Raw genomic sequence first — 19,259 nt, 5'->3', positions numbered from 1 at the left:
TCGCCGTGCGACGTGAACACAACGCGAAAATGCTCTAGAACCTGCCTTGCGTCGGCGAACCTGCTTCGCCGGCTGGATTCGCTTCGGAGCTGACGCATGCTCGCTGCCCTGGCGATCAGGGACATCGTCCTTATCGAGCGGCTCGATCTCGCCTTCGAGCCGGGCCTGACCGTGCTGACCGGAGAGACCGGTGCCGGCAAGTCGATCCTGCTCGACGCCTTCACTTTGGCGCTCGGCGGGCGCGGCGACGGCTCGCTGGTGCGCCACGGCGCCGGCCAGGGGCAGGTGACGGCGGAATTCGACCTCGCCCTCGATCATCCGGTGCGGGCGCTGCTGGCGGAGGCCGGCATCGCCGATGACGGCGCGCTGGTGCTGCGTCGCATCCAGCATGGCGACGGGCGCACCCGCGCCTTCGTCAACGACCAGTCGGTGAGCGCGCAGATGTTGCGCTCGATCGGCGCCGCGCTGGTCGAGATCCATGGCCAGCACGCCGACCGGGCGCTGGTGGACACCTCGTCGCATCGCGTGCTGCTCGACGCCTTTGGCGGGCTCGCGGTGCCCGCCGCGGAAGTCGGGGCGCTGTGGCGGCGCTGGCGGGCGCTGACCGAGGAACTCGGCGCCGAGCAGGCGCGGCTCGACGAGGCGGCCCGCGAGGCCGATTTCCTGCGCCACGCGGCGGAAGAGCTTGCCGCGCTGGGCGCCGAGGTCGGCGAGGAGGAGCGGCTCGCCACCCGCCGCTCGGAGATGATGCGTTACCAGAAGATCGCCGCCGATCTCGGCGAGGCGCATGAGGCGGTCGGCGGGCACGGCTCGCCGGTGCCGGCGCTGGCCGCCGCCGTGCGCCGGCTGGAGCGGCGGGCGGGGGAGGCGGAGGCGCTGGTGCGCCCGGCAGTGGAGGCCATCGACGAGGCGCTGGGCGCGCTGGAGCTGGCGCGCACGCTGCTGGAAGCGGCTCTCAGCGCCGCGGATTTCGACCCGCGCGAGCTGGAGCGGATCGAGGAGCGGCTGTTCGCCCTGCGCGCCGCCGGCCGCAAATATAGCTGCCGCGTCGACGACCTGCCGCAGACCGCCGCGCGCTTCGTCGGCAAGCTGGAGGCGCTCGACAATGGCGGGCGGGCGCTGGCGGTGCTGCAGGCCCGCGCCGCCGAGGCGGAGGCGGCCTATCGCGCCGCCGCCCGCGACCTCTCCGAACGCCGCCACCGTGCCGGTGCGGCGCTCGATGCCGCGGTGAATGCCGAGCTGCCGCCGCTCAAGCTCGAACGGGCGCAATTCACCACCGATATCCAGACCGATGAGGGCTACGGCCAGGCTGACGGCTACGACCGGATCGAGTTCTGGGTGCGCACCAATCCCGGCACCCGCCCCGGCCCGATGATGAAGGTCGCCTCCGGCGGCGAGCTCGCCCGCTTCCTGCTGGCGCTCAAGGTGGTGCTGGCCGACAAGGGCTCGGCGCCGACGCTGGTGTTCGACGAGATCGATACCGGGGTGGGCGGGGCGGTGGCGGATGCCATCGGCGCCCGGCTGGCTCGGCTCGGCGCCCGCGCGCAGGTGATCGCCGTAACCCATGCGCCGCAGGTGGCGGCGCGGGCGGGCAACCATTACCGCATCGCCAAGGAGATGACCGCCGAGCGCGACCGCGTCGCCACCCATGTCGCGCCGCTGGCCCCCGACCATCGCCGCGAGGAGATCGCCCGCATGCTGTCGGGCGCCGAGATCACCGCCGAGGCCCGCGCCGCCGCCGACAGGCTGCTCAAGGGCGCCGAATCCGCTAAATCGCCCGCATGAACCCGTATGCCGACATCGACATCGAGAAGCTGACCGCCGACGAGGCGGCCAAGGAACACGCCCGGCTCGGCGAGGAGATCGCCGGCCACGACCGGCGCTATTATCAGGACGACGCGCCGACCGTCTCCGATGCGGATTACGACGCGCTGCGCCGCCGCTACGAGGCGATCGAGGCGGCGTTCCCGGAATTGCGCGGTATCGACAGTCTCTCGGAGAAGGTCGGGGCGGCGCCGGCGGCGAAGTTCGCCAAGATCCGCCACGCGGTGCCGATGCTGTCGCTCGGCAACGCCTTCGCCGACGAGGAGGTGGAGGAGTTCGTGGCGCGCATCCGCCGCTTCCTCGGCCTCGCTGCCGATGCCGATCTCGTCTTCACCGCCGAGCCGAAGATCGACGGCCTGTCGTGCTCGCTGCGCTACGAGAAGGGCGTGCTGGTCAGCGCCGCCACCCGCGGCGACGGCTTCGAGGGCGAGGACGTCACCGCCAATGTGCGGACGATTGCCGACATTCCCGAGCGGCTCGCCGGCGAGATGATCCCCGAGGTGTTCGAGGTGCGCGGCGAGGTCTATATGGGTCATGCCGACTTCGCGGCGCTGAACGGGCGCCAGCAGGAGGCCGGCAAGCCGGTCTTCGCCAATCCGCGCAACGCCGCGGCCGGCAGCTTGCGCCAGCTCGATCCGAAGATCACCGCCTCGCGGCCGCTGCGCTTCTTCGCCTATGCCTGGGGCGAGGTGAGCCCGGGCGGGCTGCCGGCGGCCTCCCAGTCCGGTGTCATCGAGGCGTTCGCGCGCTGGGGCCTGCCGACCAACGAGCTGACCGTGCGCTGCCATTCGGCCGCCGCGCTGCTCGCCCATTACCGCATGATCGGCGAGCGGCGGGCCGAGCTCGGCTACGACATTGACGGCGTCGTCTACAAGGTGGACCGGCTAGATTACCAGAGCGAGCTCGGCTTCATCTCGCGCTCGCCGCGCTGGGCCATCGCGCACAAATTCCCGGCGCAGCGGGCGGTGACGCAGCTCATCGGCATCGAGATCCAGGTCGGGCGCACCGGCGCGCTGACCCCGGTCGCCAAGCTCGCCCCGATCACGGTGGGCGGCGTGGTGGTGTCGAACGCCTCGCTGCACAATGAGGATTACATTGCCGGCATTGGCGGCGACGGCGCGCCGATCCGCGGTACCGTCGACGGCCGGCCGATCGACATCCGCATCGGCGATTTCGTCACCATCCAGCGGGCCGGCGATGTCATCCCGCAAGTGGTGGACGTGGTGCTGGAGCGCCGGCCGGCGGACGCGGCGCGCTACGTGTTCCCGCATGTCTGCCCGGCCTGCGGCTCGCACGCGGTGCGGGACGAGGGCGAATCGGTGCGCCGCTGCACCGGCGGCCTGATCTGCCCGGCGCAGGCGGTGGAGCGCATCCGCCACTTCGTCGCCCGCGACGCCCTCGATATCGAGGGGCTCGGCGACGAGAACGTGCAGATGCTGTTCGAGGCCGGGCTGCTGCGCACGCCGGCCGACATCTTCCGGCTGCACCGGCGCGGCGAGGAGGTGCGCAAGGCCTTCCTCGCCCAGCGCGAGGAGCGCGCCCGCCTGCGCGAGATCGAGACCGGGCAGGCGCGCAAGAAGGTGCTGACCGAGGAGGAGCGGCAGTTCCTCGGCATCGATAAGCTGTTCGCCTCCATCGACGAGCGCCGCGAGGTGCCGCTGGCGCGTTTCGTCTACGGGCTCGGCATCCGCCATGTCGGCGAGGTGACGGCCAAGGCGCTGGCGCGGACCTATCGCAGCATCGAGGCGCTGCGCGCGGCGCTGGAGGCCGCCGCGCCGGCGGTTCCGGGCGAAGCATGGATGAAGCTGCTCGGCCTGCGCTCGGTCGGCAAGATAAAGGCCGAGGCGCTGGCCGAGGCGATGGACGGGATCGACCCGAGCGGGATCGATCTGGGGGCGAACGCCGAGGCGACGCTGCGCGACGTGATCGCCCGCGCGCGGCTGAATGCCCCGCAGCGCGTGGCGGTGCGCGCGGCCTACGGCACCGACGCCGAGGTTCTCGCGGCGCTGGCCGAGGCGCGCCGGCAGATGCCGGGTGAGGCCTTCCTCGACCTTGCCGGCGTGCCGGATGTCGGCGAGGTGGCGGCGACCTCGCTCTGCGAGTTCTACGCCGAGGCGCATAATCAGAGCCTGCTCGACCAATTGCTGGCGGAAATCCGGGTGACGCCGGCCGAGGCGCCGGCCGAGGCGCCGGCGGCGGCTTCCGGCGCGGTTTCCGGCAAGACGGTGGTGTTCACCGGCGCGCTGGAAAAGCTGACCCGCGACGAGGCCAAGGCGATGGCCGAGCGGCTGGGCGCCAAGGTCGCCGGTTCGGTGTCGAGGAAGACCGATTACGTCGTGGCCGGCGCCGACGCCGGCTCCAAGCTCGCCAAGGCGCGCGAACTGGGTGTCGCCGTGCTGACCGAGGACGAATGGCTGGCGCTGGCGGGCGGCGGCTGAGCCGCCGGCCCGAGCCATCGCCCGCCATGACATAGAGATTCATCACGCCCGCTGAGGAGCCTGTCATGGCCGATACCGCGCTGCTGCTGATCGACATCCAGAACGACTATTTTCCCGGCGGCAAATATCCGCTGGTCGGCATGGAGGAGGCGGCCGTCGAGGCGGCCCGCCTGCTGGAGGCGGCGCGCCGCAAGGGGCTCGGCATCGTGCATGTCCGGCACGAGGATCCCTCGCCGGAGGCCGGGTTCTTCGGCTACGGCACCACCGGGGCGCAGATCAATCCCACGGTCAGCCCGCAGGAGGGCGAGCCGGTGGTGGTGAAGCAGAACGTCAATGCCTTTCTCGATACTGGGCTCGATGCGACGCTGAAGGGGCAGGGCGCCAGCCGGCTCGTCATCGTCGGGGCGATGAGCCATATGTGCGTGGATGCGGCGACGCGGGCGGCGCTCGATCTCGGCTATGAGGTCACGGTGGCGCATGACGCCACGGCGACGCGCGACCTCGGCTTCGGCGGCACCGAGGTGCCGGCGGCCAGCGTGCAGGCGGCCCTGATGGCGGCACTGGAATTTGCCGGCGCCGGCATGAAGAACGGCAGCGAAATCGCTGAAGACTGGGGCGTGTAGGCTGGGCGTTTTTGGTTGAGCGTGTCAGGCCGGGTGCGCAAGCGCGGCGGGCGCGAGGCTGGCATGTGACGCCGAGGCACCGGACAGGTAAGGCCGGCGGCGCGGCATCCCGGCGCCAAAAGGCAAGGGCCGCCGCGGGGGGAGACGCGACGGCCCTTCTTTGGAGCGTTCCGCAGGGCAAGGCCTTTGTGGAAAGGTATGACCCTGTAGAACACCCCAGCTTCTCGTGACTGGCCTTGCGAGACGGATTTACACTGCCGGGCAAGGCCGCCGTCGCGGCGCGATTACACGCGGCCAGTCAGCATCATCACAATCAGAATAACCAGAAGAATGGTGACAATTCCGCTCGGGCCATAGCCCCAACTGCGGCTGTATCCCCAGCTCGGCAGCGCCCCGACCAGAATGAGGATCAGGATGATCAGAAGAATAGTGGTCATGGTGGCGTCTCCATCGCGTCCCGTAGACTTGGGTTGCGAGGAGAACGCCGGCCACCTGCGATGGTTCCATTGAACCGTCGCGACACTCTTCGATAAACGAGCGCCGGGATAGATAAGGACGCGGCGGCGGCCGGGGCGGAGACGCGGTAGCCCCGGCCAGAAGGGAGGCCGGTCGAAGCGGGAGCCGGCGTCAGCCCCGCAGCGGCGCGGTGGCCTCGATGAGCCAGTCGGCGGCCGGGCCGTCGACGAGTGGGCCGATCAGCTCGCGCACCTTGGCGTGGTAGTCGTCGAGCCAGGCGATCTCCTCGTCGGTGAGCAGCACCGGGTCGATCACCCGCCGGTCGAAGGGTGCGAAGGTGATGGTCTCGAAGCTGTAGAGGGTGCGCTCGCCGCCGGGCGGGGTCGGCTCGGGCTGCACCACGATGAGGTTTTCCAGCCGGATGCCGAAGCCGCCCTCCTTGTAGAAGCCGGGCTCGTCGGACAGCACCATGCCGGCCTCCAGCGGCACGGTGCCGAGCTTGGAGATGCGCGCCGGCCCCTCATGCACCGAAAGATAGGCGCCGACGCCGTGGCCGGTGCCGTGATCGAAATCCAGCCCGGCCGCCCACAGGAACTGGCGGGCGAAGGGATCAAGCTGGGCGCCGGACGTGCCCTGCGGGAACACCGCGCGGGCCACCGCGATGTGGCCCTTGAGCACGCGGGTGTAGCGGTCGCGCATCTCGTCGCTGGGCTCGCCGACGGGGAGCGTGCGGGTGACGTCGGTGGTGCCGTCCTCGTACTGGGCGCCGGAATCGATGACGAACAATTCGCCGGGGTTGAGCTGGCGGTTGCTGGCCTCGCTGACCCGGTAATGCGGCAGCGCGCCATTGGGGCCGGCGCCGGCGATCGAGGGGAAGGACAGGTCCTTCAAGAGCCCGGTATCGCGGCGAAAGCTCTCCAAAGCGGCCACGCAATCGATCTCGGTGAGCTCGCCTTTGGGCGCCTCGGCATCGAACCAGGCGAGGAAGCGTACCAGCGCGGCGCCGTCGCGCAGATGCGCGGCGCGCATGCCGGCGAGTTCGGCGTCGTTCTTGGCCGCCTGCATCAACGCCACCGGGCTCGCCCCGCGCGAGACGCGCCCGCCGGCCGCCTCGATGCGGGAGGCGAGGAGGGCCGGGGCGGTCGCCTGGTCGAGGCGGATCAGCGCATTGCCGGTGGCGACCAGATCGAGGGCACGCTCCAGCATCACCGGCTCGGCGATCTCGGCATGGGCGGCGAGGGCGTCGCGCACCGCGTTGGAGAGCTTGCGGGCATCGACGAACAGCGTCGGGCGGCCCTCGCGCGGCACCACCGCCCAGGCGAGCGGCAGCGGCGTGAAGGAGACGTCGCCGCCGCGGATGTTGAAGGTCCAGGCGACGCCGTGCGGATCGGAGAGCACGACGGCGTCGAGCTTTTCCGCCGCCAGCTTGTCGCGGATGCGGGCGAGCTTCGATTCGGTGGTCTCGCCGGCCAGCGCCGGATCGCGCAGGGTGACCGGCGCCACCGGGGCGGCGGGACGGTCGGCCCACACCGCGTCGATGGGATTGCCGTCGACCGCCACCAGCACCGCGTCGGCGCTGGCCACCGCCTTGCGCAGCCGGTCGAGCGTATCGACGGTGATCAGCCACGGATCGTAGCCGAGCCGGGCGCCGGCGGGCAGATGTGCGGCGAGCCAGGCTTCGGCGCTCTGGTGCGCCAGTTGCACCACGGTGTAGGCGGCCGGATCGGTCTGGGCGGCCGCCTGGATGGTGTAGCGCCCGTCGACGACGAGGGCGGCCTCGCCGCGCAACACCAGGGCGATGCCGGCCGAGCCGGTGAAGCCGGTCAGCCAGGCGAGGCGCTCGTCGCAGGGCGGCACATATTCGTTCTGGTGCGCATCGGCGCGCGGGACGACGAAGCCGTCCAGGCCGCGCCGGTCGAGCTCGGCGCGCAGCAGCGCGAGGTGGGCGGTGCCGCGCTCGGGAGCGGCGGAATCGGCGAAGGACTGGAACTTGGCTTCAAACATGAAATGCACTCTCGAGAAAATCAGGCGGCCGTGCGTCAGGCGCGACTATGCATCGCCCGGCCGGCATCCCACAGCGACTTGGCGCCGAAGGCGATGAACATCACCCCGACCAGGCGGGTGATGAGGGTGCCGTGGCGCAGGAACACCCGCCGCACCGGGGCGAGGCCGGCGGCCCAGACCAGGATGATATCGGCGGCGATGAAGCCGATAAAGGCGGCCGCCATCAGGACGGGTGCGTCGCTCCAGGCGAGCGAGGTGGCGTAGCTGGCGGTCAGCGCCGTGTACATGGCCACCGACACCGGATAGGCCTTGGGATTGGTGAGGCCGAACAGCACCCCGGTGATCAGCGGCCGGCCGGCACCGATGGGGCCGCCGGCGCTGCCCTCCGAGGTCAGCGCCTTGACCCCGAGCCAGCACAGATAAAGGCCGCAGACGATGCCGAGCAGATCGAACAGCGTCGGGCCGAGCTGGTTGACGCCGATGATGGCGGCAAAGGCGAGCGTGCCCCAGAACAGGTCGCCGACCAGATGGCCGCTGACGAAGCGCACCCCGGCGCCGCGCCCCTGCGTGGCGGCGAGCGAGAACAACGCCAGGAAGGCCGGGCCGGGCATCAGCACGTATAGCGCGCCGGCCAGCGCGGTCATCGTAAAGAGTCCGTACGACATGTTCGGGGAACCGGCTGGACGAAGGGGGAAGATTGCGCCAGCATCGGCCCGATCCCTTGGTACGTCAATCTGACCGCCCGGCAAATGGAGCTTCCCCCAATGATCCGGACGGCCCGTCGCCGGCTGGCGCTGATCGCCCTCGGCGCCGTACTGGGCGTGCTGCCGGCGTTGCTGGCGGCCTCCGCGCCGGTCTCTGCCCAGTTGAATGTCGGCGTGCATCACGACAACCGGCCGTGGGAGTTCAGGGAGCCGTCCGGCGCCTATGCCGGCTTCGATATCGACATGGCGCGGGCGCTCGGCACCGAGCTCGGGGTCGAGGTGACGACGCGGCCGCTGGGCTTCGCCGAGCTGTTCGAGGCGCTCGATGCCGGCCAGGTCGACGCGGTGGCGAGCAGCCTCACCATCACGCCGGCGCGGCTGGCCCGCTTCGACTTCACCCAGCCCTATTACCGCACCTCGCAGGCGGTGGCGGTGCTGAAGACCGCTGGCGTCCGCGACCTCGCGGGCCTGGCCGGCAAGACGGTGGCGACGACGCCGAGCTCGACCAATGCGCAATGGCTGGAGGCGAGCCGGGACCGCTACGCGATCCGCTCCATCCGCTATGTCGACAGCATGGACGAGGCGCTGGCCCTGCTGCGCCGCGGCCAGGTCGCGGCCTATTTCGGCGACGAGCCAGCGCTGCTCTATGCCCTTTTGGAGAGCCGCGACCTCGCCGTCATCGCCCGGCTGCCGACCGAGGAGCGCTACGGCATCATGCTGCGGCGGGGCTCGCCATGGACCGGGCGGCTCGACGCGGCGCTGTCGGCCATCAAGGTGAACGGCACGCTGGCGGCCATTCACCGCAAGTGGTTCGGCTCCCGCCCGCCGCCGGATTCGCCGGTGACCACGGTGCTGCCCCGGCCCTGAGATCGCGTCCGGACCGGCCCGGCCTCGCCAAACGGGCATGCCGATGCCATTTTGTTCTCGTAGGAATCGCTGGCGCGGCTTTCGTGGAGGTCGATAAGACTTTCGCGGAAGCGGGCGCCGGCTTATTGAGGCGGGCGCGCTTTACTGGCGGCCGGGCGATGTCGCCCGACCGGAAGCGGCTCAGATGACGAGAACGAGCGGGCCCTTGGCCGACCCCTGGAACCGACCTGACGACGACATTCCCTTCGACCTGCCGGCGCATACGCCTCGCCCCGGCGGCATCGCCGCGCGCGCCCGCGTGGGTGCACAGCCGCCCGGCCCGGCCGGCCGGGTGCCGGCCTATCTCGACGGGCTGAACCCGGAGCAGCGCGCGGCGGTGGAGGCCACCGAGGGCCCGGTGCTGGTGCTCGCCGGCGCCGGCACCGGCAAGACGCGGGTGTTGACCACCCGCATCGTCCACATCCTTTCGCTCGGCCTCGCCTACCCGTCGCAGATCCTCGCCGTGACCTTCACCAACAAGGCGGCGCGGGAGATGAAGGAGCGCATCGGCGCCATGGTCGGCGAGCAGGTGGAGGGCATGCCGTGGCTCGGCACCTTCCACTCCATCGGCGTGCGCATGCTGCGCCGGCATGCCGAGCTGGTGGGGCTGAAGTCGGGCTTCACCATTCTCGACACCGACGACCAGATCCGGCTGCTGAAGCAGCTGCTGCAGGCCGAGCAGATCGACGAGAAGCGCTGGCCGGCGCGGCTGCTCGCCAACACCATCGACGGCTGGAAGAACCGCGGCCTGACGCCGGACATGGTGTCGGCCGGCGAGGGCGCCGCCTTCGCCAACGGCCGCGGGCAGAAGCTCTATGCCGATTACCAGGCGCGGCTGAAGGCGCTGAACGCGGTGGATTTCGGCGACCTGCTGCTGGAGAGCATCCGGCTCTTGCGCGAGAACCCGGACGTGCTCGCCGAGTATCACCGGCGCTTCCGCTACATTCTCGTCGACGAGTATCAGGATACCAACGTCGCGCAATATCTCTGGCTGCGGCTGCTGGCGCAGGGCTCGCACAATGTCTGCTGCGTCGGCGACGACGACCAGTCGATCTATGGCTGGCGCGGCGCCGAGGTCGACAACATCCTGCGCTTCGACAGCGACTTTCCCGGCGCCAAGGTGGTGCGGCTGGAGCGCAACTACCGCTCCACCGGCCATATCCTCGGCGCCGCCGCGCATCTGATCGCCCATAATGAGGGCCGGCTCGGCAAGACGCTGTTCTCCGAAGGCGAGAGCGGCGAGAAGGTGACGGTGACCGGCGCCTGGGACAGCCAGGAGGAGGCGCGCGCCATCGGCGAGGAGATCGAGGCGCTGCAACATCAGGGAAGGGCGCTGTCGCAGATGGCGATCCTGGTGCGCGCCTCGTTCCAGATGCGCGAATTCGAAGACCGCTTCGTCACCATGGGGCTCAACTACCGGGTGATCGGCGGCCCGCGCTTCTATGAGCGGGCGGAAATCCGCGACGCGCTGGCCTATCTGCGCGTCATCGCCTCGCCGGCCGACGACCTGGCCTTCGAGCGCATCGTCAACGTGCCCAAGCGCGGGCTCGGCGACGCGGCGCTGCGGCAGATCCACGACCATGCCCGCGCGGTCGGCGTGCCGCTGGTGGAGGCGGCGCGCCAGCTGGTGGGCTCGGAGGAGCTGAAGCCGAAGGTGCGGCTGACCTTGCGCGACCTCGTCGCCAGCTTCGACCGCTGGCGCGAGCAGATGGCGGCGATGCCGCAGAGCCAGCTCGCCGAGATCGTGCTGGATGAATCCGGCTATACCGAGATGTGGCAGAAGGACCGCTCGGCGGATGCCGCCGGACGGCTGGAAAACCTCAAGGAACTGGTGCGCTCCATGGAGCCGTTCGAGAACCTCGTCGGCTTTCTCGAGCACATCTCGCTGGTGATGGATGCCGAGGGTTCCGGTGCCGGCGACGCGGTGAGCATCATGACGCTGCATTCCGCCAAGGGGCTGGAATTCGACGTGGTGTTCCTGCCCGGCTGGGAGGAGGGGCTGTTCCCGCACCAGCGCGCGCTCGACGAGCAGGGACGCGCCGGGCTGGAGGAGGAGCGGCGGCTGGCCTATGTCGGCATCACCCGTGCGCGGCGCTTCGCCAAGGTGTTCTTCGCCTCCAACCGGCGCATCCACGGCATGTGGCAATCGAGCGTGCCGAGCCGGTTCCTCGACGAATTGCCGGAAAACCATGTGGAAGTGACGGAATCGCGCGGCGGCCATGGCTGGGGCGGCGCCACCAGCGCCGGCCGCTATGGCTATGGCCCGAGCCGCTTCGACGAGGCGCAGACCTTCGGATCGAGCTATTCGACGCCGGGCTGGCAGCGGGCGCAGAGCCATGCGCAAGCCAACGCACAGGCCAACGCGCAGAACAACTCCGCCGGCGGCCGCCGCGAGGGGCAGTTCGGCGGCTTCTCGGAGGGCGCCTCGCGCTACAGCCCCGGCGCGTCGCGGGGCGGGGCGTCCGGCGGGCGCGTCATCGAGGGGCATCTGGTGGCGAGCTCGACCGGGGCGCCGTCGCGCTTCGCGGTGGGCGCGCGGGTGTTCCACCAGAAGTTCGGCTATGGCGAGGTCGCCGCCGCCGAGGGCAACAAGCTCACCGTGCAGTTCGACAAGGCCGGCGAGAAGCGGGTGCTGGACAATTACGTCGAGGCGGTGTGAGCCCGATGCCGGGGCGCTGGCGTTTCCCGCCGGGCTTTCGTAAACAGCGCCCACTCCTTTCCACCCCGTGAGGCCGGCCATGCTCGAAGGACTTCCGCCCAACGGCGCGTCGCATGTGATGCGCGTCGATGTGCCCGAGCACCAGGCGCGGGTGATCGCCGAATATCTCGGCGAAAGCTTCGACCCGGCCGAAGTGGCGACCTCGGCCTTCGAGATCGAGGACCGCGCCGAGGGCTCGGGCTGGGCGGTGGAGGCCTATTTCGCCGAGGCGCCGGACGAAGAGGGGGTGCGCGAGCTGATCGCGCTGATCTCGCCGGAAGCGGCGGCGGCGGCGGTGTTCTCGACGCTCGACAAGAAGGATTGGGTGGCGGCCTCGCTGGAAGGGCTGGCGCCGGTGGCGATCGGCCGCTTCGTGGTGCACGGCTCGCATGACCGCGACCGGATCGGCGGCGGCAGCACCATCGGCATCGAGATCGAGGCGGCACTGGCCTTCGGCACCGGCCATCACGGCACCACCAAGGGCTGCCTCGCCGCCATCGCCGCCACCGGCAAGCGCCGGCGACCGGGCCGGACGCTGGATGTCGGCACCGGCACCGGGGTGCTGGGCATGGGCGCGGCGCTGCTGTTCCGCACGCCGGTGCTGGCGAGCGATATCGACCGGGTGGCGGTGGCGACGGCGCGGGAGAATGCCCGCGCCAACCATGCGGCGCCGTTCATCCGCTTCCTGCACGCGCCGGGGCTCGGCGCGGGGGAGTTCCGTGCCGGCGGTCCCTATGACCTGATCCTGGCCAACATCCTGCTGGCGCCGCTAAAGGGCATCGCCCGGCCGCTGCGGCCGCTGCTGGCGAAGGGCGGCACGGTGGTGCTGTCGGGGCTGCTGCCCTCGCACGCCAATGCGGCGCTGGCGGCCTATCGGGCGCAGGGGCTCTATCTCAAGCGCCGCCGCACCATCGAGGGCTGGACGACGCTGGAGCTGACGGCCGATGGCAGCCGGCCGCGGCGCTAGGCGCCGGGACCTACCAGCCGCACCTGGCCGGCGCGATCAGTCGCGGGCGAACAATTCCAGCGCGGCGACGTGGCGGGGATCGAACTTCGCCATGTGGGCGTGGCGGGCGATCTCGATGCGGGCCTGCTGGGTGCGGGCCTCGATGAGCCGGTCGAGCAGGCGGCCGAACACGCCGCGCGACGGGGCGTCGGCAGCCGGCTGGCGGGCGGCGGGATCGGTGTGAATCGCAGCAATGGCAAAAGACGCGGCCATGAGTTGTCTCCATTGGGGAGCTAAGGTTTATGCCGTGCAACATAAACCTTTCGCGCCGCACAAAAAGCGACATGAACTCATGGCTGGCCTGCAACTATCGCAAGGCCCGAAGGGCTATTGCTTCCCCCCGCAAGGCGAGAAAGGGCGAGCGAAGGGGCTTTCCGGCCTCGCGGCAGGGGCCCTGACGTTGTTCCCGTCAGGGGAAGGATTTGCAGGTAAGCAATGTCGCCGCGCCTTTCGACGCGACGTCAGCCCGCCTTGCTCGCCGGGCCCGGCTTGTGCCGACCCGGCGTCAGGACAGGCGAATGGGCATGTTGACCGGCCGGCCGAGCCCGTCGGGCTGCGGCAGGGCACCGTGCGCCGCCTTCATCAGCGCAAGGCGCTCCAGCACCTCGTCCGGGAAGGGCGAGGGCCGGCGGTTGCCGGTTTCCACATGCTGCGCCACCAGTTCGCAGGTCGCCGCCGTCCAGCCCTCGCGGGCATGGTGCATCTCCTGGAACAGGTGCATGCGCTTCTCGTCGTAATTGATGAGGCGCAGGGTGACCCGCACCTCATGGCCGGCGCGCAAGGTGCGCAGGAAGCGCTGATGCGATTCCACGGTGAGGAAGGAGGAGCTGCGGGGCTGCATCAGATGCGGCCCGAGCCCGACCAGAAACACCGCCTCCTCGACCGCGCGATCGAACAGAAGGCTGTAATATGCGGTATTAAGCTGCCCGTCGTAATCGACCCAAGCTGGCTCGACCGTCATGACGGACGAGACGAATGGGGCGAAGAATACGGGTTCGAAATCGATCCCGTCCAGCATGACACCATTCCCGACTTTATCGAGCGCCGACATTCTTGATGAACGTCACGTCCGTGCGCTGCCTTATTGACAAGCATTGTGCCGACTTTCCATGCAGTCGTCACCTATCGAAATGGCTTTAGAAGGGCGGAATTGGAGTGTTTCCGGGGAATCTGCCGGCACGCCGGCGAATCACCCGTTACAGACACCTCGCCCCCGGCGCGCGTAGGGTATATGGCTCGCGCGCGCAGCAGCGCCGCAGGGCAGACGAAAGAGGAGGCGGAGATGGCCGAGCTGATGGACGGTATGACGCAGGAGCGGGCGGCCGAAACGGCGGTGGCCGCGACGGTAGCCAGCCTTTCGAAGCACTTCGGCGACCGCCTCGCCACCGGCCGGACCATTCGCGAGCAGCACGCCAACACGCTTACCTGGCTCGGCAACGAAGCACCCGACGCTGTGGTGTTCGCCGAGAGCGAGGAAGACGTTCAACTTATCGTGCGCATCTGCGCCGCGAACGGCGTGCCGGTGATCCCGTTCGGCACCGGCTCCTCGCTGGAAGGCCAGATCAACGCGCCGAAGGGCGGCATCTCCATCGACCTGTCGCGGATGAACCGCATCCTCGCGGTGAACATGGAGGATCTCGACTGCGTGGTGGAGCCCGGCGTCACCCGCAAGCAGCTCAACGACCATCTGCGCGATGTCGGCCTGTTCTTTCCCATCGATCCCGGCGCCGATGCCTCGCTGGGCGGCATGGCCTCCACCCGCGCCTCCGGCACCAATGCGGTGCGCTACGGCACCATGAAGGACAACGTCATCGCGCTGAACGCGGTGCTGGCCAATGGCGAGGTGATCACCACCGCCCGGCGCGCCCGCAAATCGGCGGCCGGCTATGACCTCACAAGGCTGCTGGTCGGCGCCGAGGGCACGCTCGGGGTGATCACCCGGCTGACGCTGAAGCTCTCCGGCCAGCCGGAGGCGATCTCGGCCGGGGTCTGCCCGTTCCCGACCATTCGCTCGGCCTGCGATGCGGTGATCGCCACCATCCAGAGCGGCCTGCCGGTGGCGCGCATCGAACTGCTCGACGAAGTGCAGGTGAAGGCGTGCAACGCCTACTCCAAGCTCGACCTCGCCGAGCAGCCCACCCTGTTCGTCGAGTTCCACGGCACCGAGGCCGGCGTGCACGAGCAGGCCGAGCGCTTCGGCGAGATCGCCGCCGATTTCGGCGGCGGCGCCTTCGCCTGGGCGACGCGCCCGGAGGACCGTTCCAAACTGTGGCAGGCACGGCACGATGCCTATTGGGCCTGCCTGCCGCTGAAGCCGGGCGCCAAGGCGCTGGCGACCGATGTCTGCGTGCCGATCTCGCGGCTGGCCGAATGCGTCGACGAGACCAAGCGCGACATCGAGGAGATGGGCATGGTGGCGCCGATCGTCGGCCATGTCGGCGACGGCAATTTCCACACCGTGACGCTGGTCGACATGGACGACCCGCATGACGTGGCGAAGGCCAGGGATTTCATCTCGCGCATGGTGAAGCGCTCGCTGGCCATGGGCGGTACCGCCACCGGCGAGCACGGCGTCGGCCAGGGCAAGCGCAAATATATGGAGGCCGAGCACGGCACCGCGACGCTCGACGCCATGCGGGCGATCAAGCAAGCGCTGGATCCCCAGGGCATCATGAATCCCGGCAAGATCCTGCCCTAGCAGGATCCGGCGCCGGAGAACCGCCGGCACCCCACCATCATGCTGTTGCATCGGTGTGGAGAATGCAAATAACGTCAAGTATCTAAGACTGTCGGTGGCCGGCCCTTCCCGCATGTGGCGAGGGCCGGTTGCCGATCGCGGAGGAACCGGGTGCAGAATTTCCTGCTCACGCTGGCGGGGGCCGTGATCCTGGCGATCGCCGCCGCCTTTGCTGCCCCCTATCTGATCGACTGGACGCCGTGGCGGGCGAGCTTCGAGACGCAGGCGGCGCGAGTGATCGGCGCGCCGGTGGTGATCCGCGGCCCGATCGATGCCCGGCTGCTGCCGACCCCTTCCGTGGTGCTGCGCGACGTGTCGATCGGCGTCGATGCCGGCGGCACCGGCATGTCGGTGCGCGAGCTCTCCGCCAGCCTGACGCTGGGCGAGCTGATGCGCGGGCGGATCGCGGTGCAGCACCTCACCCTCGACGAGCCGAGCGGGCGGCTGGTGCTGGACGCCACCGGCCGGGTGGCGAAGCCGACCGGCGCCGGGACCCCGGCCGATCTCGGCATCGCCGCCTTCACCATCCGCCAGGGCCGGCTGGAACTGATCGACCGCGCCAGCGGGCGCATGCTGCGCCTCGACGACATCGCCGCCACCGGAGCGCTCACCAGCCTGGCCGGGCCGCTGCGGCTCGACGGCGAGGTGACGGCGGCCGGCGCGCGGCGGAAGCTGAAGCTCGGGCTCGCCGGCGTCGCGCCGGACGGCACCTCCCGGCTGCGGCTGTCATTGCAGCAGATCGATTCGCCGTTTCTCATCGATGCCGACGGCACCCTCAGCCTCGCCGGTGGCCGGCCGGTCTTCGCCGGCAAGGCCAGCCTCTCCACCGCGCCGGCGGCGCGCCCGGGGAGTGCGGGGGCTAATGGTTCCGCGACCCCGAACGGCACTGCGGCGCCGGCCGGCTGGAGCCTCAGCGGCACGGTGAACGCCACGCCGGCGACGCTGGAGGCGAAGGATCTGACGCTGGCGCTCGGCTCGGCCGAACGGCCGGTGGAACTCGCCGGCAGCGGCCGGTTGTCGACCACCCCGGCCAGCCAGGGCAGCCCCGGCACCTCGCGGCTGGAACTGAACCTCGCGGCGCGGCAGATCGACCTCAACGCCGCCACCGGCGGGGCGCCGCCGCTGGCGGCGCTGAACGAAGTGGCTCGCGCGGTCGCCCCGCTCGCCGGAGTGACCGGCGCCGGCACGCTGGACCTTGCCGCCGACACGGTGCTGATCGCCGGGGCGGCGATGCGCGAGGTCAAGGCCGGGCTCGACTGGTCGGGCGGCAGCTGGGCGGTGCGCACGCTGGAGGCGCGGCTGCCCGGCGGCGCGCGGGCACAACTGGCCGGCAAGGTGGCAAATCCCGCGGCCGGCGCCGCGCCGGTGGCGAATGCGTTGGGCGATGCGGCGCTGTTCGCCGGCACGGTGGCGGCGAGCGCCGAGGACCTGCCGGCCTTCCTCGCCTGGGCAATGCCGCAGGCGGGCGGCTTTGCCGCCGGGCTTCCCGCCGGCGCCGCCAGGCTCGACGCCGGCATCGCGCTCGGCGCCGACAAGGTCGAGCTTTCGGCGATGACGCTGGCCGCCGGCGGGCTGGCGCTCACCGGCTCGGGTTCCTATGCCTTCGCCGATGGCGACCGGCGCGGCCGGATCGATGCGGCGCTCGCCGGGCGCGGCGTCGATCTCGACCCGCTGATCGGGCCGGCGCGGCGGCTGATGGCGGCGGGCGGCGAGGCGCTCGATATCGGCCTCACCTTCTCCGGCCGGGCGGTGCGGCTCGCCGGGGTGGATGCCGCCGGCATCGACCTCGCGCTCACCGCCGGGACGCAGGGCATCGACGTCGAGCGGCTGGCGCTCGGCAATTTCGGCGGCATCGACCTGAGAGGCGCCGGACGGGTGGCGGCGGCCGGCGACCCGGATGGCGGGCTGCGCGCCACGGTGAGCGGGGCGCGGGCGGACGGGCTGATGGCGCTGGCGCGGCTTGCCGGCTTCGAGCCGGCGCGCGACGTGCTGGCGAAGCTCGGTTCTGATCTGGCGCCGGTGAATGCCGAGGTCACGCTCGCCTCGGCCGGCGGGCGCATGGACCTCACCGTCACCGGGCGGCTCGGCGCCTATTCCGGCAAGGGCGCGCTCGGCATTGGCGGCGCGCGGGCGGCGACCGGCTCGCTCGCCCTCGACATCGCCGATGGCAGCGCCTTCCTGGCCCGGCTCGGGGTGCCGGGGCTGCGGCCGAAGCTCGGGCCGGCGCGGCTGGACCTGACGGCCGAGCCCGGCATCGCCGCCACCTTTGCACTTGCCGGCGCCCGGCTCGCCGCCGAGGGCACGGTGGCGCAGGCGGAGGATGGAGCTCTGACGCCGGATCTGGCGGTGACGCTCGATGATGCCGACCTCGCGCGGCTGCTGCCGGACCTCGCCGTGGGGGGCGTGCAGACGCTGCCGGCCCGGCTCGCCGCGCGACTGACCCGCGAGGGCGACGGCTATCGCCTCGCCGGACTGACCGGCAGCCTGTCCGGCACGCCGCTGGCGGGGAGCCTGGTTTACCGTCCGGGCACGCCGGAGCCGGTGGAGGCCGATCTTTCGCTGCCGGAGTGGCGGCTGACCACCGCGCTGGCGCTGGTTGCCGGCCGGAGCAGCGGCGAGGGGCGCTGGCCCGCCACCGGCTTCGCGCCGGCGCCGCTGGCCAAGGCGGCGGGGCGGGTGCGGCTCGACATCGGCCGGCTGGAACTGCCGGGCGGGCTGGCGCTCGACCGCGCGAAGCTGCGCGCCCGACTGGGCGGCGGCCGGGTGATCGTGGAGGAATTCGCCGGCGGGCTCGCCGGCGGTGCGCTTGCCGGCCGGCTCGACCTCTCGCGCAACGGCGCCACGGTGCGGGCGGATGGCAGCCTGACGCTCAAGGGGATGCCGTCGGCGCCGCTGCTTGCCGCCGGCGGCGTGGCGCGGCCGATGGCGCGGGGCGTCGCCGACCTCTCGCTCGACTTCACCGGGGCGGGCAATTCGCCACGGGCGCTCGCCGCCAGCCTGGCCGGGCAGGGCAGCCTGGCGCTGGATGGCGTCGAGATCGCCGGAACCTCGCCGGCGGCGCTGCAATATGTGATGCTGGCCACCGAGCGCGGGCTGCCGCCGGAGCCGCGCCGGGTTTCCGAACTGTTCGAGGAAGGGCTGGCGCGCGGGCCGCTGAAGCTGCCCCGTGCCGAGACGACGCTCAGCCTGGTCGGCGGGGTGGCGCGCAGCGGGGTGGCGCGGCTTGCCATCGGCGACCAGCGCTTCGCGCTGTCCGGCGGCCTCGACCTTGCCAGCCTCGGCATCGAGGCGCTCGTCGAGATCGAGGATGTCGGCAAGACCGGCGGTGCTGCGGGTACGGCGGCGATGCCGGCCGCCGCGATACGCTGGAGCGGGCCGCTGGCGGCGCCGGTACGGCGCACCGACGTCACCGCCCTGGTCGCCGCCATCAATATGCGGGCGCTGGAGCGCGAGACCAAGCGGCTGGAGGCGGAATATGGCCGCACGCCGCTGACCAATGCGGGGCATGCCACCGACACGCCGCTGCAGCCGGCCCCGCCGCTGCCGCCGCCGATCGTGCTTCCCCCGACACTGGTGCCGCAATCCAGCCCGGTGCCGGCGCCCCGGCTGGTGCCGCAGGCGCCGCCGCTGCGGCAGGTTCAACGCGAAGTCCCGCAGCGCGAAGTCCCGCAGCGCGAAGTACCCCAGCGCGACGTGCCGCGGCGCGAGGCGCCTGCCGCACCGGCGTCGCCGCCGCCCTTCCAGATGGAGCCCGGCTCCCCGGCGCCGCCGCTCTCGGCGCCGATCGACATTCCGCCGGATGCGCTGCTCAACCCGATCATGCAGCCGCCGCTGGCGCCCTAGCAGGCTGGCGGGTGCCGTCG

Annotated in this window: 13 protein-coding genes; 8 read left to right on the top strand and 5 right to left on the bottom strand. The window is 71.1% G+C overall.

Going from position 1 to position 19,259, the window contains the following annotated elements; genetic code table 11:
* Window positions 1–96: 96 nt before the first annotated feature.
* The 3 genes from recN (at window position 97) to KHC24_RS09515 (ending at window position 4,885) form a co-directional block, all read left to right on the top strand.
* Window positions 97–1,785 (top strand): DNA repair protein RecN, encoded by a 1,689-nt coding sequence (gene recN / locus KHC24_RS09525; protein WP_213362968.1) that lies wholly within the window; start codon window positions 97–99, stop codon window positions 1,783–1,785.
* Window positions 1,782–4,262, top strand: coding sequence for an NAD-dependent DNA ligase LigA (ligA, locus tag KHC24_RS09520; RefSeq protein WP_213362967.1), 2,481 nt, complete (start codon window positions 1,782–1,784; stop codon window positions 4,260–4,262). Before recN ends, ligA begins: the two co-directional genes overlap by 4 nt.
* A gap of 65 nt (window positions 4,263–4,327) precedes the next feature.
* Window positions 4,328–4,885 carry a cysteine hydrolase family protein gene (locus KHC24_RS09515; protein ID WP_213362966.1) on the top strand — a complete coding sequence of 186 codons (558 nt, stop codon included), beginning with the start codon at window positions 4,328–4,330 and terminating at the stop codon, window positions 4,883–4,885.
* Between the two features lie 284 nt (window positions 4,886–5,169).
* On the opposite strand, the gene KHC24_RS09510 is transcribed toward KHC24_RS09515, so the two are convergent.
* The 3 genes from KHC24_RS09510 to KHC24_RS09500 form a co-directional block, all read right to left on the bottom strand.
* A complete protein-coding gene (locus KHC24_RS09510; protein ID WP_213362965.1) occupies window positions 5,170–5,322 on the bottom strand; it encodes a DUF3309 domain-containing protein in 153 nt (50 codons plus the stop codon).
* A gap of 190 nt (window positions 5,323–5,512) precedes the next feature.
* Window positions 5,513–7,345, bottom strand: a complete 1,833-nt coding sequence (locus KHC24_RS09505) for an aminopeptidase P family protein (protein ID WP_213362964.1) — start codon at window positions 7,343–7,345, stop codon at window positions 5,513–5,515.
* 35 nt (window positions 7,346–7,380) lie between these two features.
* Complete coding sequence (locus tag KHC24_RS09500) at window positions 7,381–7,989, bottom strand: LysE family translocator (protein ID WP_246546444.1); 609 nt, start codon at window positions 7,987–7,989, stop codon at window positions 7,381–7,383.
* Window positions 7,990–8,109: 120 nt separating this feature from the next.
* Here KHC24_RS09500 and KHC24_RS09495 point away from each other — a divergent pair, with 120 nt between their 5' ends.
* The 3 genes from KHC24_RS09495 (at window position 8,110) to KHC24_RS09485 (ending at window position 12,620) form a co-directional block, all read left to right on the top strand.
* Window positions 8,110–8,916: an ABC transporter substrate-binding protein gene (locus tag KHC24_RS09495; RefSeq protein WP_213362962.1), complete on the top strand. Its 807-nt coding sequence runs from the start codon at window positions 8,110–8,112 to the stop codon at window positions 8,914–8,916.
* 184 nt (window positions 8,917–9,100) lie between these two features.
* Entirely contained in the window at window positions 9,101–11,614 is a 2,514-nt protein-coding gene (locus KHC24_RS09490) for an ATP-dependent helicase (RefSeq protein WP_213362961.1), read from the top strand.
* Window positions 11,615–11,693: 79 nt separating this feature from the next.
* The gene (locus KHC24_RS09485) at window positions 11,694–12,620 is read left to right on the top strand and encodes a 50S ribosomal protein L11 methyltransferase (RefSeq protein ID WP_213362960.1); all 927 of its coding nucleotides are present in this window, start codon (window positions 11,694–11,696) and stop codon (window positions 12,618–12,620) included.
* A gap of 36 nt (window positions 12,621–12,656) precedes the next feature.
* Here the strand turns inward: KHC24_RS09485 and KHC24_RS09480 are convergent, their stop codons facing one another.
* A complete protein-coding gene (locus KHC24_RS09480) occupies window positions 12,657–12,872 on the bottom strand; it encodes a hypothetical protein (protein ID WP_213362959.1) in 216 nt (71 codons plus the stop codon).
* Between the two features lie 292 nt (window positions 12,873–13,164).
* A complete protein-coding gene (locus KHC24_RS09475) occupies window positions 13,165–13,677 on the bottom strand; it encodes a thioesterase family protein (protein WP_213362958.1) in 513 nt (170 codons plus the stop codon).
* Between the two features lie 276 nt (window positions 13,678–13,953).
* Here KHC24_RS09475 and KHC24_RS09470 point away from each other — a divergent pair, with 276 nt between their 5' ends.
* Both KHC24_RS09470 and KHC24_RS09465 read left to right on the top strand, forming a co-directional pair.
* Window positions 13,954–15,357, top strand: a complete 1,404-nt coding sequence (locus tag KHC24_RS09470; protein ID WP_373878545.1) for an FAD-binding oxidoreductase — start codon at window positions 13,954–13,956, stop codon at window positions 15,355–15,357.
* 150 nt (window positions 15,358–15,507) lie between these two features.
* Window positions 15,508–19,239, top strand: a complete 3,732-nt coding sequence (locus KHC24_RS09465; protein ID WP_213362957.1) for an AsmA family protein — start codon at window positions 15,508–15,510, stop codon at window positions 19,237–19,239.
* Window positions 19,240–19,259: the final 20 nt, after the last annotated feature.

It is taken from the genome of Ancylobacter defluvii, assembly GCF_018390605.1.
Classification (GTDB): domain Bacteria; phylum Pseudomonadota; class Alphaproteobacteria; order Rhizobiales; family Xanthobacteraceae; genus Ancylobacter; species Ancylobacter defluvii.
Note: the sequence above shows the minus strand (reverse complement) of the source record. Positions and strands in the feature narration are given on the sequence as shown.

Bases quoted from the DNA above. Each gene is read 5' to 3' on its own strand.
- recN (WP_213362968.1), top strand. From the start codon at position 97: ATGCTCGCTGCCCTGGCGATCAGGGACATCGTCCTTATCGAGCGGCTC.
- ligA (WP_213362967.1), top strand. From the start codon at position 1,782: ATGAACCCGTATGCCGACATCGACATCGAGAAGCTGACCGCCGACGAG.
- KHC24_RS09515 (WP_213362966.1), top strand. From the start codon at position 4,328: ATGGCCGATACCGCGCTGCTGCTGATCGACATCCAGAACGACTATTTT.
- KHC24_RS09510 (WP_213362965.1), bottom strand. From the start codon at position 5,322: ATGACCACTATTCTTCTGATCATCCTGATCCTCATTCTGGTCGGGGCG.
- KHC24_RS09505 (WP_213362964.1), bottom strand. From the start codon at position 7,345: ATGTTTGAAGCCAAGTTCCAGTCCTTCGCCGATTCCGCCGCTCCCGAG.
- KHC24_RS09500 (WP_246546444.1), bottom strand. From the start codon at position 7,989: ATGACCGCGCTGGCCGGCGCGCTATACGTGCTGATGCCCGGCCCGGCC.
- KHC24_RS09495 (WP_213362962.1), top strand. From the start codon at position 8,110: ATGATCCGGACGGCCCGTCGCCGGCTGGCGCTGATCGCCCTCGGCGCC.
- KHC24_RS09490 (WP_213362961.1), top strand. From the start codon at position 9,101: ATGACGAGAACGAGCGGGCCCTTGGCCGACCCCTGGAACCGACCTGAC.
- KHC24_RS09485 (WP_213362960.1), top strand. From the start codon at position 11,694: ATGCTCGAAGGACTTCCGCCCAACGGCGCGTCGCATGTGATGCGCGTC.
- KHC24_RS09480 (WP_213362959.1), bottom strand. From the start codon at position 12,872: ATGGCCGCGTCTTTTGCCATTGCTGCGATTCACACCGATCCCGCCGCC.
- KHC24_RS09475 (WP_213362958.1), bottom strand. From the start codon at position 13,677: ATGCTGGACGGGATCGATTTCGAACCCGTATTCTTCGCCCCATTCGTC.
- KHC24_RS09470 (WP_373878545.1), top strand. From the start codon at position 13,954: ATGGACGGTATGACGCAGGAGCGGGCGGCCGAAACGGCGGTGGCCGCG.